Source organism: Streptomyces sp. x-80 (assembly GCF_046549095.1).
GTDB classification, from domain to species: domain Bacteria; phylum Actinomycetota; class Actinomycetes; order Streptomycetales; family Streptomycetaceae; genus Streptomyces; species Streptomyces celluloflavus.
In genome coordinates this window covers 125,890-148,540 of record NZ_JAJPWM010000015.1, presented here as the reverse complement: position 1 = coordinate 148,540, position 22,651 = coordinate 125,890, and the positions used below count along the sequence as shown (strand labels likewise).

At 72.2% G+C, this 22,651-nt stretch carries 21 protein-coding genes; 8 read left to right on the top strand and 13 right to left on the bottom strand.

Features of this window, described 5'->3' with window-relative positions:
* Window positions 1-231 precede the first annotated feature (231 nt).
* The gene (locus ACLJWH_RS27970) at window positions 232-429 is read left to right on the top strand and encodes a hypothetical protein (protein WP_411144535.1); all 198 of its coding nucleotides are present in this window, start codon (window positions 232-234) and stop codon (window positions 427-429) included.
* Between the two features lie 285 nt (window positions 430-714).
* On the opposite strand, the gene ACLJWH_RS27965 is transcribed toward ACLJWH_RS27970, so the two are convergent.
* Entirely contained in the window at window positions 715-882 is a 168-nt protein-coding gene (locus ACLJWH_RS27965) for a hypothetical protein (protein ID WP_411144534.1), read from the bottom strand.
* 1,267 nt (window positions 883-2,149) lie between these two features.
* Between ACLJWH_RS27965 and ACLJWH_RS27960 the strand changes: the two genes are divergently transcribed.
* Window positions 2,150-3,193, top strand: a complete 1,044-nt coding sequence (locus ACLJWH_RS27960; protein WP_411144533.1) for an IS110 family transposase — start codon at window positions 2,150-2,152, stop codon at window positions 3,191-3,193.
* Here the strand turns inward: ACLJWH_RS27960 and ACLJWH_RS27955 are convergent.
* The 4 genes from ACLJWH_RS27955 to ACLJWH_RS27940 all read right to left on the bottom strand — a co-directional run bounded on the left by ACLJWH_RS27955 (window position 3,186) and on the right by ACLJWH_RS27940 (window position 8,188).
* On the bottom strand, window positions 3,186-3,671 hold the full coding sequence (locus ACLJWH_RS27955) for a hypothetical protein (RefSeq protein ID WP_411144609.1): 486 nt from the start codon (window positions 3,669-3,671) through the stop codon (window positions 3,186-3,188). The genes ACLJWH_RS27960 and ACLJWH_RS27955 overlap by 8 nt on opposite strands.
* Before the next feature lie 176 nt (window positions 3,672-3,847).
* A complete protein-coding gene (locus tag ACLJWH_RS27950; protein ID WP_411144532.1) occupies window positions 3,848-4,894 on the bottom strand; it encodes a bile acid:sodium symporter family protein in 1,047 nt (348 codons plus the stop codon).
* 140 nt (window positions 4,895-5,034) lie between these two features.
* A complete protein-coding gene (locus ACLJWH_RS27945) occupies window positions 5,035-5,889 on the bottom strand; it encodes an oxaloacetate decarboxylase (RefSeq protein WP_411144531.1) in 855 nt (284 codons plus the stop codon).
* Window positions 5,890-6,625: 736 nt separating this feature from the next.
* Window positions 6,626-8,188 carry a PLP-dependent aminotransferase family protein gene (locus ACLJWH_RS27940; protein WP_411144530.1) on the bottom strand — a complete coding sequence of 521 codons (1,563 nt, stop codon included), beginning with the start codon at window positions 8,186-8,188 and terminating at the stop codon, window positions 6,626-6,628.
* Between the two features lie 46 nt (window positions 8,189-8,234).
* On the opposite strand from ACLJWH_RS27940, the gene ACLJWH_RS27935 reads away from it, so the two are divergent.
* The gene (locus ACLJWH_RS27935; protein WP_411144529.1) at window positions 8,235-8,687 is read left to right on the top strand and encodes a carboxymuconolactone decarboxylase family protein; all 453 of its coding nucleotides are present in this window, start codon (window positions 8,235-8,237) and stop codon (window positions 8,685-8,687) included.
* A gap of 607 nt (window positions 8,688-9,294) precedes the next feature.
* Here the strand turns inward: ACLJWH_RS27935 and ACLJWH_RS27930 are convergent.
* Window positions 9,295-9,891 carry a hypothetical protein gene (locus ACLJWH_RS27930; protein ID WP_411144528.1) on the bottom strand — a complete coding sequence of 199 codons (597 nt, stop codon included), beginning with the start codon at window positions 9,889-9,891 and terminating at the stop codon, window positions 9,295-9,297.
* Window positions 9,892-10,358: 467 nt separating this feature from the next.
* Here ACLJWH_RS27930 and ACLJWH_RS27925 point away from each other — a divergent pair, with 467 nt between their 5' ends.
* From ACLJWH_RS27925 to ACLJWH_RS27910, 4 genes are all read left to right on the top strand, one after another.
* Entirely contained in the window at window positions 10,359-10,859 is a 501-nt protein-coding gene (locus ACLJWH_RS27925; protein WP_411144527.1) for a SigE family RNA polymerase sigma factor, read from the top strand.
* A complete protein-coding gene (locus tag ACLJWH_RS27920) occupies window positions 10,852-11,313 on the top strand; it encodes a hypothetical protein (RefSeq protein WP_411144526.1) in 462 nt (153 codons plus the stop codon). Before ACLJWH_RS27925 ends, ACLJWH_RS27920 begins: the two co-directional genes overlap by 8 nt.
* 88 nt (window positions 11,314-11,401) lie before the next feature.
* Window positions 11,402-12,763, top strand: a complete 1,362-nt coding sequence (locus tag ACLJWH_RS27915) for a hypothetical protein (protein WP_411144525.1) — start codon at window positions 11,402-11,404, stop codon at window positions 12,761-12,763.
* Window positions 12,764-13,033: 270 nt separating this feature from the next.
* Window positions 13,034-13,966, top strand: a complete 933-nt coding sequence (locus ACLJWH_RS27910; RefSeq protein ID WP_411144524.1) for an aminoglycoside phosphotransferase family protein — start codon at window positions 13,034-13,036, stop codon at window positions 13,964-13,966.
* 124 nt (window positions 13,967-14,090) lie between these two features.
* On the opposite strand, the gene ACLJWH_RS27905 is transcribed toward ACLJWH_RS27910, so the two are convergent.
* The 6 genes from ACLJWH_RS27905 to ACLJWH_RS27880 all read right to left on the bottom strand — a co-directional run bounded on the left by ACLJWH_RS27905 (window position 14,091) and on the right by ACLJWH_RS27880 (window position 20,399).
* Window positions 14,091-14,462 carry a DUF6355 family natural product biosynthesis protein gene (locus ACLJWH_RS27905; RefSeq protein ID WP_411144523.1) on the bottom strand — a complete coding sequence of 124 codons (372 nt, stop codon included), beginning with the start codon at window positions 14,460-14,462 and terminating at the stop codon, window positions 14,091-14,093.
* 201 nt (window positions 14,463-14,663) lie between these two features.
* The gene (locus tag ACLJWH_RS27900) at window positions 14,664-15,530 is read right to left on the bottom strand and encodes a carbohydrate ABC transporter permease (protein ID WP_411144522.1); all 867 of its coding nucleotides are present in this window, start codon (window positions 15,528-15,530) and stop codon (window positions 14,664-14,666) included.
* A 97-nt stretch (window positions 15,531-15,627) separates the two neighbouring features.
* Window positions 15,628-16,539 carry a carbohydrate ABC transporter permease gene (locus tag ACLJWH_RS27895; RefSeq protein ID WP_411144521.1) on the bottom strand — a complete coding sequence of 304 codons (912 nt, stop codon included), beginning with the start codon at window positions 16,537-16,539 and terminating at the stop codon, window positions 15,628-15,630.
* 68 nt (window positions 16,540-16,607) lie between these two features.
* Window positions 16,608-17,975: an extracellular solute-binding protein gene (locus ACLJWH_RS27890; RefSeq protein ID WP_411144520.1), complete on the bottom strand. Its 1,368-nt coding sequence runs from the start codon at window positions 17,973-17,975 to the stop codon at window positions 16,608-16,610.
* Between the two features lie 61 nt (window positions 17,976-18,036).
* Complete coding sequence (locus tag ACLJWH_RS27885; RefSeq protein WP_411144519.1) at window positions 18,037-19,056, bottom strand: GNAT family N-acetyltransferase; 1,020 nt, start codon at window positions 19,054-19,056, stop codon at window positions 18,037-18,039.
* A 197-nt stretch (window positions 19,057-19,253) separates the two neighbouring features.
* The gene (locus tag ACLJWH_RS27880; RefSeq protein WP_411144518.1) at window positions 19,254-20,399 is read right to left on the bottom strand and encodes an anion permease; all 1,146 of its coding nucleotides are present in this window, start codon (window positions 20,397-20,399) and stop codon (window positions 19,254-19,256) included.
* A gap of 342 nt (window positions 20,400-20,741) precedes the next feature.
* Here ACLJWH_RS27880 and ACLJWH_RS27875 point away from each other — a divergent pair, with 342 nt between their 5' ends.
* Window positions 20,742-21,515, top strand: a complete 774-nt coding sequence (locus tag ACLJWH_RS27875) for an SDR family oxidoreductase (protein ID WP_411144517.1) — start codon at window positions 20,742-20,744, stop codon at window positions 21,513-21,515.
* Window positions 21,516-21,858: 343 nt separating this feature from the next.
* On the opposite strand, the gene ACLJWH_RS27870 is transcribed toward ACLJWH_RS27875, so the two are convergent.
* Entirely contained in the window at window positions 21,859-22,452 is a 594-nt protein-coding gene (locus tag ACLJWH_RS27870; protein WP_411144516.1) for a C40 family peptidase, read from the bottom strand.
* Window positions 22,453-22,651 lie beyond the last annotated feature (199 nt).

Sequence of the window (22,651 nt, the reverse complement as noted above, 5' to 3'; positions counted from 1 at the left end):
AGACGGACCGGACCGGCACCCCGTCAACGACCCGGAAAGGGGGAGCAGCTGTGGAATCGGTACGGTTCAAGAACAGGACCTGGGCTGGGAGGCGGCGGCGGACCTTCGTCTGCCGAGGGACTTCGACCCGGCGAAGAAGTATCCGGCGATCATCTGCGCCCACCCGGCCAGCAGTTGCAAGGAGCAGACCGCCGGCAGCGTCTACGCCGAACGGCCACCGGGCTCGGGTAGGTGACCCTCGCGTTCGACGCGTCCCACCAGGGCGAGAGCGGCGGTGAACCGCGCCGTCCCGAAGACCCGGCCACGCGCGTGGAGGACCACCGCTGCGCCGTGGACCACCTCGTGACGCTCGACCACGTCGACGAGGGCCGGATCCGGCTGCCTGGGCGTCTGCGGGGGGCGGCGAGTACGCCGTGGCCGCGACGATGACCGAGCACCGGATCAAGGCCCTGGTCACCGTGGTCGGGGCCAACTACGGGCGGCTCATGCGCGAAGGGAATCCGACCGCGGACGCGGCGGTCCGGACGCTTGAGGCGATCGGCGCGCAGCGCACTGCCGAGGCCCGCGGCGCGGAGCCCGTGATCACGACCTATATCCCCATGTCCGAGGAGGAGCGGGAGAAGGCCGGTCGCACGGACGTCGATATCGTCGAGGCCGTCGACTACTACACGCCCCCGGGGACAGCACCCCAACTCCCCCGACAAGCTGCTCTTCTCAGGGCTCGCCGCGGCCGTCGGTTTCGACGCCTTCCACCTGGCGGAGCACCTGCTGACGCAGCCTCTGCCGGTCGTCGACTGCGACACCCCCGGCACCTTCGGCTCGCACCCGCGACGCGTACGAGATCTTCGACCGTGCCGCGTCCGCGAAGAAGGAACTGTTCATCGTCCCGGACTCGCCCCACTACGACCTGTACGACCGGCCCAAGCAGGTCGACCAGGCGTTTGAGAGGATCGCTCCCTTCTTCCGCGACAACCTGTAGTACCGCGACGGTGTTCGCTGTGCCGGGCGTTCAGATTGCTCGCCGATCCGCTCGCGGGCGGCGACCTGTCCGAGGTGGCGGCTCGTCGCCGGCGCTCGTCGGACGGGTTCGCCGCCTGACCGCAGGAGCCAGGGGCGCTCGCGGGCGGGAGCACCCACATGGGCCTCGGAGAATTCCCGCATGCCACACTCCCGTTCGATTTCCCTGTGCCGCGAAGCGACGCGGTCCGCAAGAGGGGGAGAACGTGAGACGAACCGGGGTCCTGGCAGCCGTGTGTGTGATGGCTGCCCTCTCGGCAACGGCGGGTACGGCCACGGATGCGCCGACCGCCTCGCACGCCGCGCATTCGCCGCAGGCCGACGTACCGCGACGGACCCCGCCCGCGGCCAAGACACAGGAGGAAGTCCTCGGCGACCTGCGTTTCGCCGGCCAGGGGTTCGGCCCGTACAAGGAGCTCAAGCCCCGGCCCCGGAGCGTGCTTGCCAGGCGTTCCTCGTGTACTTGACCCGGAAGGTCCTGACCACACAGCAGCGCCATCAGGCAGAGGAGCGGCTGCGGAAGCGAGGCCGGCGGCCGGGCAACGCCGTGCCCGGGGGCGCCGTACTCACATCCGGCGATGGGACCGCGGCCCTTGACCCCGAGCCCGTACCCGCCGAGGACCAGGAACAGCTGAACCCCCACGAGGGACTCTTCACCCTGAGCGCACCGGGCAACTGCCACCTGCCACGGCCCGAACGCCCACCCTCACGCCGCCGCCCGCGCCGGGCTCTCCAGGATGACGGCGACGTCCACCGGGTTCCGCTTCCGCTTCCTCGTTCCCCTTCCTCGGCTCTTCCGTCCTCCGTCCCTTCGGCCGCCGAGCCACCGCCCGCGATGCACCGCACGGCCAGGCGGTGGCTGACGCCTTTCCGGCGGTCGACCGGCTCGCCGCCGGCCCGTTACCTTCTTCGTGGCCCCGCAACGGGGCTCCCGCCGGCCTCCGGTCCGGCATGACTGTTCCCCCCTGTAGTTCGCATGATCCGGGGGGTGGTGTCACCGGGCCGGAGGCATCGGTAGACCGCTGATAGAGGCAGGACCACCAGCGTGCTGGGAGGCTCTTCGTAACGTGGATGCTGGCGACTGGTGCCACGCCAACGAGGCCGGGACAGCACAACCTCGTAAGAGATCAGCGTGATCGACACCGGCGATGTGGACGTCTTCCTCGGCCTGGACGTCGGCAAGGGCGAGCACCACGGCACCGCAGTGACCCGGACCGGCAAGCGAGTCTTCGACAAGCGGCTGCCGAACAGCGAGCCCAAGATGCGAGCCGTGCTCGACAAGCTCACCGCGAAGCACGGCACCGTCCTGGTCATCGTCGACCAGCCCGCCTCCATCGGCGCCCTGCCCCTGGCCGTCGCCCGGGACGCCGGCTGCCGCGTCGCCTACCTGTCCGGCCTGACGATGCGCCGGATCACCGACCTCTACCCCGGCGAGGCCAAGACCGACGCCCGCGATGCCTTCGTCATCGCCGACGCCGCCCGCACCGTGCCGCACACCCTGCGCGGCATCGAGTTCACCGACGAGACCATCGCCGAACTGGAGATGATCGTCGGCTTCGACGACGACCTCGCCGGCGAGGCCACCCGCATCGCCAACCGCCTACGCGGACTGCTCACCCAGATCCACCCACACCTGGAACGCGTCCTGGGGCCACGGCTGGACCACCCGGCGGTCCAGGCCCTGCTGGAGCGATTCGGCTCACCGGCCGCCCTGCGCAAGGCCGGACGCCGCCGCCTGCTCGGTGTTGCCCGGCCCCTGGCCCCGCGGATGTTCGAGCGCCTTGTCGGTGACATCCTCACGTCCATGCCCGGCATCGGCACAAGGACCGGCGCCCGCGTCCTGATCGACGTGGGCGACGCGAGCGCGTTCCCAACCGCCGCCCACCTCGCCTCGTATGCCGGCCTCGCCCCGGCGACCCGCAGTTCCGGATCCTCCATACGCGGCGAGCAACCCTCCCGCCGGGGCAACAAGCAGCTCAAACGGGCGTTCTTCCTGGCCGCGTTCGCCTCGCTCAGCGACCCGGCCTCCCGGACCTACTACGACAAGAAGATCAGCCAGGGCAAACGCCACACCCAGGCCCTCCTGTGCCTGGCCAGACGCCGGGTCGACGTCCTGTTCGCCATGCTCCGCGACGGCACCTTCTACCAGTCCCGCCCGGCCGATGTGGTCAGCTGAGCCGTGGTTCCGCCAGCAGCACCACGCAGTCGGCAGCGGGGTCGAACCCGAGCACCGGATTCCCGTAGTCGCCTTCGGCGGTCATGGCCACTGGCTTGCCCAGTCGGCGGCCGATCGCGCACAGGAAGCCGCACAGGGTGTCCACTCCCGCCTGGCCCTGCAGCTCGCGAAGGTCGACGTCGAAGTCGATCTCATCGGCAGACATCGTACGGAAGATCGCCAACACGCCCGGGACCGGCCACACCCGCAGATCGACCGTTTCCGCGCCGGCGGGACGCGACAGCACCACCGCAGCCGGCGGCAGCGGCCCGACGACGCCACCCGCTGAGTACTCCCACGTCCATCCCCTCGACCGGACCAGGTCGAACACCGCCTGCCAGTCCTCGACCGAGGTGCCCGCCACGGACACATCCGGCAGAGCACCCATCAGGTCAGGGTCGAAGAACTCCTTGACGTCATCCCACAGCAGATCCGGCATCCCGCCATGCTGCCCGCCGCTGCCTTCCGACCGCAGCCCGATTTCCTTGACGAACCCCATAGAGGCACCCCCCGCACTGATCAGTTCGAGCAACCTCAGACATCACGGACGACCGCTGGCGGGGAAGCCTCGACGGAGAAGCCTGGGGGAATCCTCGGTGGAGGACCCGCCCCCAGTCATCCGTTCGGGCCCGCCGCACGGGCGGCGGCGGGCGGTGACGTATGGATGGGAGCCGTGTCCGGCAGGACGGGGGCACGTGACCAGCGGCGGGAGAGCGCGGCGCAGATCAGCAGCTGACTGGTGTGGTAGATCATCAGCGGCAGCACGATGATGCCGACCTCCGAGGCGGGGAAGAGGACGGCGGCGATGGGCAGGCCACTGGCCATGCTCTTCTGCGAGCCGCTGAAGACCACGGTGACCCGGTCCGCGTGGGAGAAACGCAGCAGTCGGGCAGCGCCGTGGGCCAGCGCGAAGGTGGCGGCGAAGAGCGTCAGGCTGATGGCGACCAGCGCGAGCAGGCGCGCGGGCGGGACCTGGTGCCAGATTCCGGCGGTCACGCCCTGGCTGAAGGCGGCGTAGACGACCAGCAGGATCGAGCCCCGGTCGCACAGCACGGTCAGCCGCCGGTGCCGCGTGACCCAGGCGGATATCCAGGGCCGGGCCAACTGCCCCAGCGCGAAAGGGAGGAAGAGCTGTACGAGGATGCCGAGGGCCTGCCCGGCGGAGATCAGCGACCCGGCCTCCTGCCCGGTGCCCAGCAGCCGCACGGCGAGCAGCGGAGTGATGACCAGGCCGAGCAGGCTGGAGAAGGTCGCGGAGCAGACCGCGGCCGTCACATTGCCGCGGGCGATGGAGGTGAACGCGACGGACGACTGGACGGTGGAGGGCAGCAGGCACAGGAACAGCACGCCGGCGGTCAGCCCCGGGCCGAGCCAGGCCGGCGGGAGCAGCAGCACGGTCAGCCCGAGCAGCGGGAAGACGGCGAAGGTCAGCAGCAGGATCGGCACATGGAGCCGCCAGTGGCGCAGCCCTTCGTACGCCGCCTTCGGGGACAGCCGGGCGCCGTAGAGGAAGAACAGCAGTGCCACGGCGGCCTTGGTGGCCCAGCCGAGCCCGTCGGCCGCCGGGCCCCGGGCCGGGAGCAGGGCGGCCAGTCCGATGACCGCGAGCAGGGCGATGATGTACCAGTCGACGCGGCGCAGCGGCCCGCGGACTATGCGCATGGACAAGCACCTTCCGGACGGCGGGCGGGCCCGGCCGGGACTGCTGCCCGGCCGGGTCCGCGTGAGGTACCCGGCCGGGCCCGCGTGCGCGGGCATCGCCCGCGGGACGCGCGCCCGGCCGGTGCGTTACGGAGTCACGCTCACGAGGCCGGGACCGGTGGGTGATGGCGGCTCAGGTTGCGCTCCAGGAGGGCGAGGCATTCGGGCACGCCGACGCTTTCCGGGGTGGGTTCGGGGAGCCGTCCGTCGGCGGCCTTGAGGTCGGCCAGCGCACGGTCGACGGCGCTCTGGGCGGCGAAGAGGCACGGGGTGCTGTAGATGGCGACGTCGACGCCCAGTTCGCCGAGTTCGGACAGGGACAGGCGGGGAGACTTGCCACCGGCGATCTGGTTGAACAGCAGTGGCTTGTTGCCGATGACCTCGCGGACCATACGGATCCGGTCGACGCTGCGCACGCCGTCGACCAGGATCACATCGGCATCGGTGGCGGCCAGCGCCTTGGCGCGGCGGAGGATCTCGCTCTCCTCCGTGGCGTCCGTACGGGCCACGACGAGCAGATCACGGCGGGCCGCGAGCACCATCTCCAGCTTCTCCAGGTACTCCTCCAGGGGCAGTATTTGCTTGCCTTCCACGTGCCCGCAGCGACGCGGTCGCTTCTGGTCCTCCAGGATCACCCCGGACGCGCCGCTCGCCTCCAGCTGCTGGACGACGTGGCAGGCCGTCTCCGGGTCCACGTATCCGTCGTCGATGTCGACGAGGAGGTGCTGCTGGGGGAACGCCAGCCGCAGTCTCTGGACGAAGGCGACGATGTCGGGCCAGGCGATGAACCCGATGTCCGGCAGTCCGTAGTGGGAGGCGGCGAAGCCGAAGCCGGAGACGAACATCCCGTCGTAGTGCTGAGCCGAGACCGAGGCCGAGAACATGTCGAAGACCCCGATCAGGGGCGTGGTGCCGGGTGCGTCGATGGCCGTGCGTAGCCGGTTCGGATGGTTCACGGTATCCTCCGCGAAGTTGGGCGCATGCCTGTACGGGGACCAACTGATGCCGGCAAGCCTGAGGTTGGCCCGGTGTCGGCACGCGCCGGATGGACCGGGCGTGGCACGCCATGTGGCGTGCCCCCCGGTTTTCTCGTGGTGGTGCGCACTTGCTCGTGTCGGACGGTCTTGCTCCTGCCGGACGGTCTCACTCATGTCCGGCAGGGACGGAGTCGCCGGTGGCGAACGCCCGGCCGACGGGGACGGCCGGGTAACGCTCCGCATCACAGCCGGTCACCGACCGACCACAGCGACATTAGTCAAGAGATGGTCATGTAACAACCATCGGTTGGTAATGCCATTCATTCGGGGGCACTTTCACGCCGCCGCCGGCACGCCCCACCCCGAAGCGGCAACACACGCCAGGGGCGGCAACCGAAGCCGCGAGGCGGGTCCCCCGGCAAGGCCGTACGCGACACAGCCGCCCCAGCCGCACGAAAGCCCCACACGGGCCACACCGCCGCGCGGCCCGAACGCCGATACGAAGCCCACCCCCACCACCGCAGATGGCCGAAATCCGGGGCCGGACAGAGCACTTGGCGGGCTCAGGAATCACCACATCACCAACACCTGCCCGCACCGCCTCACTTGCCCTACTCACCTCGATCGCCTCACCCGGCCCCAAGCGCTCGCGCGCCGGCGCCCGGCAAGACCCCGCCGTGCGCACAACGGCACCGGCCGGTGCCGTTCCCCCCTCCTACCGCCGCGCCGCACGAACCTCCGGAACCCCGCTGCGCCGAAGGAGGGGCGGAGAGCCGCGCCGGGCCGGGTCCCGGTGGTCCGGGCCCTCGTGGGGATCCGGCAGCGCCAGGCACAGGGCGTCGAGCCCGGCGGTGAAGGCGTGCTCGGCCGGGGTTCCGTAGCCGAGCACGAGGCCGTCGCGGGCGGGCATCGTGGTGTCGGGGTGGCGGTAGGGGGTGAGGCCGTCCAGGGCCAGGCCCTGGCGGCGGGCGCCGCGCAGGGCATCCTGCTCGGTGCCGGGCGGGAGTTCGAGTACGGCGTGCAGTCCCGCCGCGATGCCGCTGACCCGTATATGGGGTGCCCGTTCGGTGAGGGTGGCGACGAGCCGGTCGCGGCGCTGCCGGTAGATCCGACGCATGCGGCGCAGATGCCGGTCGTAGGCACCACTCGTGAGGAAGTCGGCGAGGGTGAGCTGTTCGACGACGCCCGACCACATCTCGCGGGCTCCCTTGGCGGCGAGCACGTCGTCGACGAGCCGACCGGGCAGGACCATCCACCCCAGCCGCAGGGCAGGGGACAGGCTCTTGCTGACCGATCCGAGGTGGACGACGTGTTCCGGGTCGAGGCCCTGGAGGGCGCCGACCGGCTCCCGGTCGTAGCGGAACTCGCCGTCGTAGTCGTCCTCCAGCACCACGGCGCCGGCGGCCCGCGCCCAGTCGACGACGGCCGCGCGCCGCTCCGGGTGCAGCGGGCCTCCGGTGGGGAACTGGTGGGCGGGGGTGAGCAGGACGGCCTTCGCACCGGTGCCCGGCAGTTCGTCGATCCGTGCGCCGTGGGTGTCGATGGTGAGCGGAACCGTGCGGATACCGGTCTCGGCGACCAGCTCGCGGTGGAAGGCCAGGCCGTACGCCTCGACGGCCATCGGCCCTTCCCGCACCGACGACACTGAGCACAACAACCGGAGCGCGTGGGCGAATCCGGAGCAGACGACGATCCGCGCGGGCTCGGTGCGCACCCCGCGGGCCCGCGCAAGATACTCGGCCAGGGCCCGGCGCAGCTCGATCCTGCCGCGCGGGTCGCCGACCCCGAAGGCGTCGTTGGGCGCGGCCGTCAGCGCGCGCCGCGCCGAGGCGGCCCAGGCGGTGCGGGGGAAGGCGGCGGCGTCGGGCGAGCTGGGCATGAGGTCATAGGCGGGACGGCGTCGGGTCGGCCGGACCGGTGCCCGTGCCGATCCCACGTCGAGGGGCACAGCCCGGCGCGCGACCCGCGTCCCCGACCCCTGCCGGGCGGTCAGCCAGCCCTCCTCGACGAGTTCCGTGTACGCGTCGGCGGCGGTGTTGCGGGAGATGCCCAGGTCGGCGGCGAGGGTGCGGTGCGGCGGCAACCGGGTGCCCGGTGCCAGCCGGCCCGAGTCGATCGCCTCGCGCAGCGCCCTCATCAACCGGGCGCGGATGCCGCCCGGCCCCGTCAGCACGAGGTGCAGATCGGCACCCGCCCCCGTCGCGGCATCCGCTTCCGGCGTGCCGCCCGCCGCCGTCGTGATGCCCGCCTCCGAGGAATTGCCCCAAGAATTGTCCACGGAAATGCACCATACCGAGGGGCGATCGGTTTCCTGGAGTCGCGGCATGACAACTTTTCAGGTTTCCGAGCGCATGAACTTCTCCCAGGTCGCCCCGAAGGTCTTCAAGGCCGTACTGGCCCTGGACGCGGCCGCCCGTGACGGTCTCGATCCCGTCCTTCTCGAACTGGTCCAGATCCGTGCCTCGCAGCTCAACAAGTGCGCCTACTGCATCGACTACCACACGCGCGACGCCCGCAAGGCCGGTGAGAGCGAGGAGCGGATCTACCAGCTCACCGCCTGGCGGGAGTCGAGCCTTTACACCGTCGAGGAGCGCGCGGCCCTGGCACTCACCGAGGCCGTCACGCTGCTTCCCGAGGGCGTGAGCGACGCGGTCTACGCCGAGGCCGCCGAGTGCTTCGGGGAGAAGGAGATCGCCCAGTTGATCGCGCTGATCTTCACGGTCAACACGTGGAACCGCATGAACGTCACGACCCGCAAGACGCCCGGCACCGAGTAACCGCGGCACCCCCGGCAGTCACGGGTGACGGTCGCCCCTGCGCGACCGCCCCCTTGGACCTCCGGCGTTGTCGCGACCAGGACTCCAGGGCCGGCGAGAACCGCCGCCACGCGAATTCGTCACCCGCCCCGGCACCCCGCACGGCTTCTCCGCGTATGGCGCTCGCCGCCGAGATCCCCACATGAAAGGGTATGTATCGGACGAAAGCATCTTGGAGAGAGAGGACGCGACATGTCATCGAAGCGGCGCCGCAAGAAGAAGACACATCGCAGGAAGGCGGCCAATCACGGTCGACGGCCCCAGTCCTGACCCGAGGCCCCCGACCGGACCCGCCCGAGCCCCGGCCCCAGCCCAAGACCAAGACCGGGTCCGGGTCCGGGTCCGGGTCCGGGTCCGGGTCCGTCCAAGGGTTCCCCGCGAGCAGCACCGCCGCCACATGCGGACACGGGGAGCCCACGGGGGGGGCGGCGCATACGCAGCTGGCCGGCGAGCAACGCATACGGAGCCGTACGCCCGCCCCTGCTCCATCCGCCCACCATCCGCGTCGGCCGCCGTCCCTACGGGTCAGGCCCGTGTCGCCCGGCCGGGCGGCGGCGACGCGCACCGTTCACGGCGTGGCGGCCGGGTCCCGCACATGGTGCCGGATGCAGCCTCCGTCGGCCCAGATCTTCGGCCGGGAGCTGTCGGGGTCGATGGCGAGGCCGATGTCGATGCCGGACTCGTCGGTACCGCTGACGACCGGCAGCCCCTTGGCGGAGCGCCCGTCGTGTACCCGCCACCCCCGCTCCCACCACTCCGCCCGGAGGCGCCGCACCTCCGCCACGTAGTCCGCCCGCCTGCCGAAGGCGACCTCCCACTCGTAGGAGGGCTCGTCGCGGGCCTCGCCGGGGCCGTTCGCGGCGAGACCCCTCGTGCACGTCACGCTGGTGTCGGCCGCGTGGTCGACGAGCTTTCCGAGCCGCAGCTCCGCGCCGAGCCGGCCACCGGCCTGCCGGGTCCGGGTGTCGCGCTCGTGGAACTCGGCGGCGGACCGCACCGGCCCGCCGCCGAGTTCCACGAAGAAGCCGTTGACGGCGACCGCTCCCCAGCACAGCAGCGCGGCGACAGCCAGGCAGATCCCCCACCGCCGCGTACTGACCAGGAAGCGCCCGGCCCGGGGCCCGGCCGACCGGGAATCCGGCGAGGTGGGCAGCTCTGATTCCATGCACCGATCCCACCCGTCGGGGCTCTGCCGCGACCAGCGGTCAGGTGCCTAACGTGCCTGAGTAGCCGTACTCAGCCCCGTCCAGGCGCACGGCTCACCACCGCTCCACGGGGAACACGCACCATCGGTACCAGGGGGCGCAACCTGCCCTCCGGGACACCCGCTGCTCCCTCGGCGCGCCCGAGCTCGGTGTACTGGTACATCGCCCGCCACCGATAGCAGAGGGACCGTGCGGAGCGCACAAGGGGCCGAAGGCGCCTCGGACGTCTGTTCGTGTCAAGCTGCATGCCAGGTGGGTACGGCACCGGCCCGTGGCATCCACCACCCGTACGGGCACGCGCTGACCTGCGCTGCTGACAGGACGCGCGGGCCGCACGGTTCTCGCGTGATCTGCGTCTCGTCGCGTCAACCCGGCCTGCCCTCCCGGGCCTACTCCCATCAGAAGCCGATCTCGCAAGGAGCCGACGTTGACCGAGGAGGAGTTCACGGAGTTCTACACGCACTCGGTCCACCGACTCACCGGCCAGCTGTACGTCATGACCGGCGACCTGCACGAGGCCCAGGACGCGGTCCAGGAAGCCTTCGTCCGGGCCTGGAGCAAACGCCGCCGGCTGGACGGGCAGCGCGCCCCCGAAGCGTGGGTGCGCACCGTCGCCTGGCGGCTCGCGGTCCGCCGCCGGCGCACGGTACGCGGCGGGCTGCGGGCCTGGATCGGGCGTGCCGACCCCGCGACCACGGCGGAGCCCGGACCGGACGCGGTCGACCTCGCGGCGGCACTGCGGCGGCTGCCCCCGCGGCAACGGCACTGCGCCGCCCTGTTCTACGTGTGCGACCTGCCGGTGGAGCAGATCGCCGCCGAGACAGGTCTGGCCGTCGGCACCGTCAAGACCCATCTCGCCAGAGCCAGGACCACGCTCGGCCGCCACCTCGGCCGGCCCGCGCGCTCCGGGGAGGGCCGCGATGCCTGAGAGCGACGACCCCGTGGCGGCGGCGCTGCGCCGGGCTGCGCTGTCGGCCGAGCGCCGGACGACACCCCCGGACATCCGGGTGATCGCCGCGCGTGGCCGGTGGCGCAGGCGCGGCCGATGGCTCACCGCCGGCGCCGGACCGGCCGCGCTGTACGGCGTGGCCGCCCCGGTGGCCGCCCTCTCCGGAGGTACCGCACCGGTTCCGCCCGCCGTCCCGGCCGACCGGCCCTCCGGCGGCGCCCCCGCCTCCGACGGCCGCCTCCCCGACCCCACAGCCGAGCCCACGGCGCCACGGACCGAAGGTGCCTCGCGGTGCCCGGCCCCGGGCCGTACCCCGACCGGACCGCCCGCCACCACCGCACCGCCCATGGGCACCGCACCGCCCGGCGGTCCCACGCTCCCGCCGGGACCGGGGCACGGCGTCCGGTCCGGGAGCGGCCCGCCTCCGCGCTGACGCGCCCGCACCGCGCGGTCCACGGGCCCCGTGGCCCGTCGCCGCCCGGCACTCCGTCCCACCCACTCCCCCACCCACCCCGGAAACCATGCCTCCTTCCTCCTCTGCCCCGCGCCTCCCCGGACAGCCCGGCGCGCACCGGTCCGTACCCGGCGCCGCCGACCCGGATCCGGGCGATACGGACCCGATACCCGACGGCACATCCACGGCCGCCTCCGCCGGGTCCGCCAAGTCCGCCGCCGACGGGCCCGCCACGCGGGTGCCCGCGCCCGCGGCCGCCTCCTCGGTCCCGGCCGCCGCGGCGCCCTCGGCCTCGCGGCTCGCCGGACGGCTGCGGCGCCTCGACCGCGCCGTGCGGCCCGCGCTGGCGGTCTACGCCCTGACGGCGATCGTGCACCTGGTGCTGCTGTCCGCGATGACCGCGCCCGGCGGGCCCGGACTGCGTAACCGGCTGCTCGCCTGGGACGGCGGGCTGTACGTCGGCATCGCCGCCGACGGCTACGCCGACGCGCTCACCTACACCCCGCAGGGCCAGCTCACCGGCAACAACCTGGCGTTCTTCCCGCTCTACCCGCTGCTGATCCGCGCCCTGCACGGGCTGACCGGCCTCGATCACGACCTCGCGGCCGTCGTCGGCGCCCATCTGGCACTGATCGCCACGCTCATCGTCGTCCACCGGCTGCTGGCACGGCTCTACGGGCGGCGCACGGCGACCATCGGCATCGTGCTGCTCGCCGGGGCTCAGCCGATGGCCGTGTCCTTCTTCATGGCCTACAGCGAGTCGTTGTTCCTGGCGCTGGCCGCGGGCACGCTGCTCGCCGCCCACCACCGCGCCTGGCTCACCGCCGGTGTGCTGGCCCTGCTCACCGGCCTCACCCGGCCGGCGGCCGCGGCGGTGGTGCTGGCGCTGGTGGTCGCCGTGGTGCTGCATCTGCGGCGCGAACGCCGGATCACCTGGCGGCCGGTGGCCGCGGTCGCCCTGGGCTGCGTCGGCACGCCCGCCTATCTGTGGTGGGTGGGGCAGCGGACCGGGCATCTGGACGCGTGGTTCACCCTCCAGAAGGCGGGGTGGGGCACCCACTGGGACGGCGGCGCCGCCTTCTTCGCCTTCCTCGGCCGGACCCTGGCCCACAGCGACGGCTGGATCCCCGTCAGCACCGCCGTGCTGCTGCTCGCGCTGCTCTGCGCCACCGTCCTCGCCTGGCGGCGTGACGCCTGGCCGCCGCTGGTGGTGTACGGGACCGGGATCGTCATCCTGACGCTGGGCCAGAGCAACTACTACCACTCCAAGCTCCGGCTGCTGATCCCCGCGGTGATCTTCCTCGTCCCGGCCGCCCGCGCCCTGGCCCGCGCCCACCGGCGCACCACGGTCATCGTCCTGACCGCCGCCACCCTCTTCGGCTGCTGGTACGGCGCCTACATGCTCACCGTCTGGCAGCACGCGATCTGACGCCCGACGCCGCGGCGGCCCCGCTCACCGTGTGCCGCTCGCGGCTGCCCGTAGTGCGCATCGCGTCTCTCCACATTGCGCGATGCGGAGAGACGCATTGCCGCGTTCCGTCAGCTCTCCGGCCGGGCGCCGTGCACTCCGGGTGCCGGAAATGCATTCCGTACGCCGGAAATCGAGTGGACGGACAGACGCCCGGCCGGTGGAATCAGGCGTCCGCCGGCACCCAACGGGGTGCGGAACCCCGCGCGGGACATTCCGAGGAGTGATGCATTGTCCGCCGATGACACGTCTTCCGTCGAGATGCGTATCGATGAGGCGCTCGTGCGCCGGTTGCTCGCGGAACAGTTTCCCCGGTGGGCGGACCTGCCGCTCGCGCCGGTCCCCTCGCCGGGGGTGGACAACGTGACCTATCGCCTCGGCGAGGAGATGTCCGTGCGGCTCCCCCGCTATTCCCGATGGGCCGGGCAGGTGGAGCGGGAGCAGCGGTGGCTGCCGCGCCTGGCCCCGCAGCTGCCGCTCACCGTCCCCCGCCCGCTCGCGAAGGGACGCCCCGCCGCGGGCTATCCCCTCCCCTGGTCCGTCTACCAGTGGCTCGAAGGTGAGAACGCGACCCCCGAGCACCTCGCCGATCCGTGCCGAACGGCGACCGAGCTGGCGGGTTTCCTGGCGGCCCTCCAGCGGATCGACGCCACCGACGGCCCGCCGCCCGAGTGGAGCAACGGTTTTCGCGGTGTGCCTGTGGGCGACGAGCGGGACTCCGCGGTGGTGGAGACGCGCCTCCGTCCCGGCATCGCGGCCCTGGCGGGCCTGGTCGACACCGACGCGCTGACCGCCGTGTGGGAGGCGGCCCTGACGGCACCGGCGTGGCACGGCCCACCCGTCTGGATCCACGGGGACCCCGCTCCGGGGAACCTGCTGGCCGTCGACGGCCGGCTGAGCGCCGTCATCGACTTCGGCACCCTGGCCGTGGGCGATCCCGCATGTGATCTGATCGCCGCGTGGACGGTCCTGTCCGGCGAGGCCCGGGACGTCTTCCGCACCACGCTGTCGGTCGACGACGCGACGTGGGCACGCGGCCGGGCCTGGGGCCTGGCCGCGCTGCTGCCCGCACCGGCCGACCTCTCGGCGGCCGAACCGGTACGCGCCGCCCACGCCCGTCGCCGGCTCGACGAACTCGTCACCGATCACCGGCGCACGGTATGACGCGCTCCGCCTGACCGGCCGGGCCGGAGCCTGCACTCACCCGGCACCGGCCTTCGTCCGACGGATCAGCCCTGGCCGCGCTGCCGCGGCCGATCACGAGGTGCGGACGTGCGCCGACGCGGCATCAGGGTCCGGTGTCTCCGGGGTGCTTGCAGAGTCCGCCCTGGTAGCCGCTGTCGTACCAGGCGCCCGTCGCGTCGGAGTCCAGGACGGTCTTGCCCGGACCGACGCAGCGGTGGTAATTGCCGCGCGGGAATCGTTTGACCTGGATCCACACATTGGTGTTGGTCGCGCAGTGCTCGTAATAGGGGTGGTTGCCGGAGCTCCTCCCGTTCCAGCCGCAGCCGTTGATCCGCAGCTCGGTGGCCGCGCCGGCCGGTGCGGCGGCGGCGAAGGCCAGCGCACCCGCCAGCGCGACGGCGGCCAGGCCGAGCAGCCGGCGCCGCGGCGGTGTGGTCAGCTCCCGGTCGGCGGAAGAGAGTTCGCGTGGTCGCATGCCGGATTCCTTTCGACGATGGGCCCGCCGGAATGCGTCTGACCTGCGGCGGGACGGCAGGAACGGCACCAGGAAGGGCCGGACGCGCTGCGTGCCGTCGGCAATGCTGGCAGCCGCTGCCGCCCGTGGGGATAACTCGAAAGAGTGAACAGGGGGCGCACTATGCGCACTCAGCACCGTCCCGCACGCCCCGGCTCGGCCCTATTTGAGCCCACTGAGCACGACCCCGCGGAGGTAGTGCTTCTGGAGCAGCAGGAAGAAGAGCAGGACCGGGACGGAACTGAGCACCAGTCCGGCCATCATGACGGGCACCATCCGGTCGGGGTCGAGGAAACTCTGGAGCAACTGGATGCCGACGGGCAGTGTCATCAGCCGGGGGTTGGCGGTGGAGACCAGGAGCGCCCAGATGTACTCGTTCCAGGCGTTGACGACGGTGAGCAGGGCGAGGGTGAGGGCGACCGGCTTCGTCTGCGGTACCACGATCCGCCACCAGAGCGTGAACTCCCCGGCTCCGTCGATCCTGGCCGCCTCCAGGATGTCGTCGGGGATCGCGACGATGAACTGCCGCATCAGGAAGATCCCGAAGCCGGAGACCAGGAACGGCATGACGAGGGCGGCGAGGCTGACCGTGAGGCCCGCGCCGCCGCTGCCGAGGAGGTCGTTGCCGCCCGCCAGCGGCCAGTGCACCAGGATCAGGAAGTGCGGGATGAAGAAGAGGAACGGCGGGAACATCATCGTCGCGAGCACCAGCCGGAAGATCAACTCGCGCCCCGGGAAGCGGAGTTTGGCCAGCGCGTAACCCGCGAGGGACGAGGTCAGCAGCGTGGAGCCGGTGATCACCGCGGTGGCGACCGTGCTGTTGCGGAACAGCAGGGGCAGGTCCAGCCGTTGGAACGCGGTGCGGTAGTTGGACAGGTCGAACGCCTCGGGCAGGAAGCGGTACGGCAGTCTGCCGTACTCGCCGGACCCCTTGAGGGACGACATCAGCAGGTCCAGGAACGGCACGACCATCACGACCGCGCCGACGGCCACCACCAGAGAGGAGAGCCAGGGGACACGCCCGCGCACCAGGCCCCGCTCCCCTCCTGCACCACCCCGGCACCTCTTTGCGCCCCTGTTCCGTCCCCTGCCCCGGTCCGTTCTTGTGCCACGGTTCCGCCTCATCTCACGCCTCACTCCCCTTCCGCCGGAAGAGCCACAACTGCACCAGGGTGATCGCCAGGATGAGGACGAAGAGCGTGAAGGCGGCAGCGCTCGCGCTGCCCCAGTCGCCGTAGGTGAACGCCTGCCGGTACATCTCCAGAGCGGCGACATCGGTCGCGTCGCCGGGGCCGCCGTCGCCGGTCATGACGATGATCAGCGCGAACGACTGCAACCCGGCGATGAACTGGGTGACGCTCACGAAGAGCAGGGACGGCCGCAGCAGCGGCAGGGTGATCCGCCGGAACACGGTGAACGGCCGGGCGCCGTCCAGCTCCGCCGCCTCGTAGTACGACTCGGGGATCGCCTTGAGCCCCGCCGTGAGGATGAGAATCGCGGTCCCCAGGGACGCCCACGCCTGCACCACGACGACCGCCGGCAGGGCGGTGCCAGGGTTCTGGAGCAGAGCCACGGACCCGAGCCCGAGGGCGTTGAGCACACCGTTGATCAGGCCGCCGGGCTCGTACATGTACTTCCATACGTTGCCGACGGCGACCACCGTCGTGACGACCGGCAGGAAGTAGAGCGTGCGCCACAGTCCCTGGCAGCGCAGATTGTTGATGCAGGTGGCGACCACCACCGCGCCGGCCGTCGCGAGGACGACGGTGCCCAGCGCGTACAGGAGTGTGTTGGTGAGGACGGGGGTCAGGAACGTGGCGCCGTGGGCGAGGAGGCCGGTGAAGTTGGCCAGGCCGACGGGTTCGATGTCGGCGAGGTCGAAGCCCGCCCAGCGCGACTGCGCCAGCAGCAGCGCGAACAGCAGCGGCAGGAGGAGGAAGAGCGCGAAGAAGAGCAGGGCCGGGGTCAGGAACAGATAGGCGACGGCGGTCTGGCGGCTGCCGGGCCGGGTCCGGGCCGGCCCGCCGGGTGCGGCCATGGGGCGGGGACACCACCTCTCTGCGGAAGCGGTACGAGAGAAAGGAGAGGAGCCTCGGGGACGGCGGGCTACGGGTTGCCGGACAGTGCGTGGTCGATCTGCCGGCGGGCGGTGCGCAGGGCGTCGTCCACGGACCGCCGCCCGGTCCAGACCTCCTCGATGTTCTTGCGCAGCAGCGATTTGGCTTTCTGGGCGTGCGGGCCGTTCGGTTCCGGGGTCGCGTAGCCCAGTGCGTCGAGGAACGGGACGAGGTTGGCGTCCCCGGTGGTGCCCAGCAGGGCCCGCATATCGCGGCTGCGGCCGGTCATCGAGCCGACGGAGAACTGGAGGGCGCTCATCCGGGTGACGCCGGGAAGCCGGGTGTCCCGGCGCGGTGCGGTTCCGGTGGAGCGCGACGGGGGTGCCCCGTCTCCTGTGTGCAGACCGTCTCCCCCGCGCACCTCGTCGCTGTTGAGCCAGCGCAGGAAGTCCCAGGCCGCCCGCGGGTGCCGGCTCTTGGCGTTGACGCCGAGGAGGTACCCGGTGGTGAGCGTCCCCCGGTCCCCCGCGGCCGGTACCGGCACCGGTACCACCCTGACATCGCGGTAGCCGGACCCCATCGCGTTCTTCAGGCTGCCGGTCCACCAGCCGGCGCTGATCGCCATCGCCACCCGGCCGGACGGGAACGCCCGGTAGAGGTCGGTGCCCGGACTGCTGGCACCCCGTTCGATCAGCCGCCGCTCCAGTCCGACCACCGCCCGCCCCGCCGGGGAGTCGATGGCGGCCCGGCCCCCGTCGGCCGTGAGGTACGAGCCGCCGCACGAGGCGAGCAGGGCCAGGGTCTGTCCCACGACGGTGGCGTCCTCGGTCCGGGACAGCCCGAAGCCCTGCACCAGCGTGTTGCCGTGGCCGTCGTGCCGGGCGCTGGCGTACGCGGCGTGCTCCAGCTCGCGCCAGGTGCGCGGCGGCCGGGTCACACCGGCCGCCCGCAGCAGCCGCATATTGCAGTAGAGGGCGTAGGTCTGCGCTTCGGTGGGATAGCCGTAGACCGTGTCCTGTACGGAGGCGGCGGTGACGGCGGCCCGGGTGAATCCGTGCCGGATGAGCGCGGCCGCCTCGGGCGGCGCCGGTTGCAGCACGCCCGCCCGGGTCAGCTGGCCGGCCCAGAGGGTGTACGGGTGGATGATGTCGGCGCCCTGCCCCGCGGCCTGCCGGACCATCGCGGTGGTCAGCAGATCCGCGTACCGGACGGGGGTGGACCGTACGCGCACCCGGTCGTGGCCGGTGTTCCACTCGTCGAGGACCTTCTGGAAGGCCGATTTGAGCGGTTCGCTTCCGTAGTGCGACAGCACGGTCAGGACGACGGGGTCGCCGGGGCGGCCCGTGCCGCTGCCGCCGGGCGCGGCGCAGCCGGCGGCGGCACCGGCGAGTCCGACGAGGAACCGGCGCCGCCTCATGTGCGCCGCCACCGGGGCCGGCCGCCCTGCACCGCGTACCGCCCCGGCCGTTCGCCCTGTCTCATGTGTCCTCCCATCGCAGCACCCGGAAGGTCCGGGTCGTCCGGAAGCCCGCCCGGCGGTACAGGTGTCCGGCCGGACTGTGCTCGGCCGTCCACAGGAACCAGGCGCCGTGCGCGCCCAGTGCCCGCATGCGTTCCAGCGTCAGATGCAGGAGTACCTGCCCCAGCCCGGTGCCACGCTGTTCCGCCAGCACTCCGAAGGGCCCAAACCTTTCGTTCCGCCCCTCGTACGCGCCGTGCATGGCCCAGCCGACGAGTGCGCCGGACGGGGCCCGTGCGGTGACGATCCGGTCGAGCGGCGTACCCGCGGCCAGGCAACTGCGGATGGCCCACGCCCAGTCGGGGGAGAACTCGTCCCCGGCGAGCCGCAGCAGCTCCACCAGGTCGTCGTCGGCGGGGGTGGCGAAGCGGTAGCCCAGGCCGGTGAGGTCCGTGGCCCGCCGCAGCACCGCCGCCGGCATCCGGTAGCCGACCAGGCTCCGGTCCATCGCGGCGACCTCGTGGAGGGCCCGGAATCCCAACTCGCCGAGCAGACGGGCGGCTTGGGGGTACGCGTCCGGGTCCAGGCCGGGCAGCAGGTAGTGCGGGGTGTACGAGGCGAAGTCCACGCGGGTGCGGCCGAGACCGCGCAGCCAGTCGAGTACGTCGGTGAGCAGCCGGCGCCCGAGGCCGGTGCACCGGGCATCGGGGACGACGAAGAAGAAGGGGATCCAGCCCCGGTCGGGTTCCCGGTCGGTACCGGTCATCGCCACGAGGCGGCGCACTCCGTAGGCGGCGCCGACGATCTCGCCGCCGCGTACCGCGACCCGGAGGCCCGGCGGATCGAAGTTGGCGTCGAGCAGCACCTTGTCGCGGAACCGCCGGGGCGTGATGGGGTCGTACGGGATGCCGCGGCGCCATGCCGCCACCAGCCCCGGACTGTCCCCCGGCCGGAAGCCCCGCACCTCGATCCCCGTGCCCCTGGAGTTCCCGCTGATCCTGCTGGTCCCGCCGGTCCCGCCGCCGCTGTCCTCGCCCATCGCCGTCGGCCCGTCCTCTCGTCTCGTCCGGCGCCACCCGGGCGCGTCGTGACGGCCACGGTGTGTTCTCCCGGACCTGGCGGCCGCCGGGACCGGGCCCGGTGCCCACCAGAGACGTACCCGCCACGCCGCCGCACGCACCGTTCGGCCGGATGCGGTGGCGGGCCGGGCGCTCCGTACCGTCCGTCCCGCCGGGGCTACGGCACTTGTGAGCGTCGGGCCGGGCAGTCGGCGGTGACCGGGAGGACATTGACGTTGTCGGCGGTGACGGGGTTGCGCCGGGAGGCGATGACGATGAGCGCGGCGAGCGCGGCGGCGGCCAGTGTGACGGCCACGGTGCCGAGGGGCCCGCCGTGCACCACGGCGCTCGCCGCGCCCCCTCCGACGGCGGCCGCGGCCGGAAGGGTGACGCTCCAGGCGATGACCATGCGGCCGACCGTGCGCCAGCGCACCTGGGCCGGTCGCCCGGCCAGCCCCGTGCCCAGGATTCCGGCGGCGCAGACCTGTGTGGTCGACAGGGGGAAGCCCAGATGGGCGGAGGTCAGGATGACCGTGGCGGAGCCCGTTTCGGCGGCGAAGCCCTGGAGGGAGCGGAGCGCGGTGACCCCCCTGCCCATGGTTCTGATGATCCGCCAGCCGCCCACATAGGTGCCCAGCCCGATGGTCAGGCCCGCGGTGACGATGACCCACAGCGGAGGTCCGGCGCCGTGACCCAGCACGCCGACGGAGATGAGGGTGAGCGTGATGACGCCCATGGTCTTCTGCGCGTCGTTCGTACCGTGGGCGAGGGCGACGAGCGAGGCGGAGGCGATCTGCCCCAGCCGGAAGCCCCGGGTGACCGCTCCTTCGGGCGTGTGGGCGGTGAGGCGGTACGCGAGGCGGGTGGCCAGCAGGACGGCCACCCCGACGACCAGCGGCGAGGCGACGGCGGGGACGAGGATCTTCGCCACCACCTGGTCGAAGTGCACGGCGTGCCGGCCCGCCCCCGTCCAGGCGGCGCCGATCAGCCCGCCGAGCAGCGCATGCGAGGAGCTGGAAGGGAGGCCGAAGAGCCAGGTGACGAGATTCCACAGGATGGCGCCGATCAGCCCTGCGAAGATCATGCCGGGGGTGACCAGGCCGTCGTTCACGATGCCGCCGGAAATCGTTCTGGCGACCTCGGTGGACAGCAACGCCCCGACCACATTGAGCACCGCGCTGATCAGGACCGCGATCCGCGGACGGAGCGCTTCGGTGGCGATCGAGGTGGCCATCGCATTGGCGGTGTCGTGAAAGCCGTTCGTGAAGTCGAACGCCAGGGAGGTCACGATCACCGCTACGACGAGGAACGTTAGGTGGTCCACCCCGCAGGCATACCCCCGCGCGGGAAGGCGGGCGACGCACCTGCCGCTCGAACCACCCTTCAGTGGTCGGGTACGGCTCCGTACGGCGTGCCCCGGACCCGCGGCCGGCCGGAAGCAGCGGCCGCCCCACCCTTTTTCAGCAGGTCACAGGCGGTCGTAGCGGTGGCGCACTGCGGCGGCGGTGAGTCGGCGTGACAATGGTCCGGTGAGCGTTTCGCGCACCGCGCGGCAGCCGCGGTGTCCCGTCGGGAGAGGCCGGGTCCCGGTCACGCGGTGGTGTGGCGAGTGGTGACCTCGCGACGGGCGGCAGCGGGCCCGGTCAGGACGGCGGAGGAGGCCACCATGGCGCACACGGCGAAGATTCCGGACAAGTCCCTCAGCAACAAGGTCGCCTTCGTCGGCGGCGCGTCCCGCAACCTCGGCGGACTGATCAGCCGCACTCTCGGCGCGGAAGGCGCCCTGGTCGCGGTGCACTACAACAGCGACTCCTCGCGGGAGAAGGCCGAGGGCGTCGTCGCGGAGATCAACGCCGGTCCGGGGGAAGCCTTCTCGGTCCAGGGCGACCTGACCCGGGTCGCCGAGGTCGAGCGGGTCTTCAACGAAGTCGTCAACCGGTTCGGGAAACTCGACTACAGCGTCAACACCGCCGGAATGGTCCTGAAGAAACCCCTGACGGAGATCACGGAGGAGGAGTACGACCGCATGTTCGCGGTCAACTCCAAGGCCGCGTTCTTCGTGATGCGCGAAGCCGCGCGGCGCATCGAGGACGGCGGGAAGATCATCACGATCGTCACCTCCCTCCTGGCCGCCTACACCGGCCTGTACTCGGCGTACGCCGGCAGCAAGGCCCCCGTCGAGCACTTCACCCGGGCACTGTCCAAAGAGCTCTTCGGCCGCAACATCTCGGTCAACGCGCTCGCCCCCGGCCCGATGGACACCGGGTTCTTCTATCCGGCGGAGGACGACGAGTCGATCGCCTACCACAAGTCGTCGTCCATGGACGGTGACCTCACCAAGATCGAGGACATCGTGCCGTGGGTCCGGATGCTGCTGACCGACGGATGGTGGGCCAACGGCCAGACCCTCCTCGTCAACGGCGGCTACACCACACGCTGATCCCGGCGGCCCCCGGGGCGCGCGGCGGCGGGGCGGTCTGCGTCCGCTCGGCGGTCGGACCCCTCGTGGCACAGCCGTTCCTGGCCGGCGGCGCGCCGGCTCGGGTCCCGGCCGGGCCGCGGCTACTCGTCGATGGCCCCGCCGACCCGCCGGAGGTGCTGCCGGAAGGTGTACGTCGGCGGCGCGCCGCGCCAGGCCGCGTTCAGCGCGGGGACGGGGTGGTGCGGGAGCTCGTCGCGGGCCTCGGCCCGAGTGCCAATGCTGCCGCGGTGGTCGAGTGGCTGCTCACCGGGGGAACGGCAGCCGCATCGGCGGTTCCGCGGGGCGCCGCTCGTCGGTGGGTTCAGGGAGCGACGGGCCGTACCGCGCCGGCGTATTCCCGGCCCCATCGGGGGTGCCGGAAGACGTCGTCCAGGCGGGCGACGGGCGTACCGGTCCGTTCGGCGTGGACCATGGCGGCGTCGCCGGCGTAGATCCCCACGTGGTGCAGCGGCTCGTCGGGGCGGGAGAAGAACAGCAGGTCTCCCGGGCGCAGTTCGGTCCGGCCGACCGGGCGGCCCGCGTCGTACTGGGCGGTGGTGTGGTGCGGCAGATCAATGGTCCCGCCGCTCGCGCGGTACCAGGCATACAGCGCGAGGCCGCTGCAATCGAAGCCGATGGTCCGCTCGGCCGCGCACGCGCCGTCCAGGTAGCCGTTGGGCCCGGCACAGAATCCGGGGCCCGGCCCGAGCCGGTCGCCGCCGCCCCATGCGTAGGGGACGCCGATCTGCCGCTCGGCCTCTTCCAGCACCCGCGGCCCGGTATCCCGGTCACGGCCGGAAGCGGCCGCGGCGTACGAGGTCACCGGCAGGGTGCCCGCGCCCAGGACCGCCGCGAGGAATCCCCCGACCAGCCGACGCCGCGCGGTCCGTGGAACCAGAGTGCCGGAGTCCTCCAAGGCGTCGTCCTTCCTGTGTCCGCCGTGTCCGCCGCGCCGGATGCGTGCCCGAACTGCCACCCGCCCGCCGGGAGGCCGCGGCCTCGCCTTCGGTGCCCAGGGCATATCGCGGGCATCTCGGCTGAGGGGATGGTAGAGGGCGTCCGGGGCTGATCGGTCGTTCCGGCGGGGGCGGCGCGCCGCGCGCCGTACGGCGGTG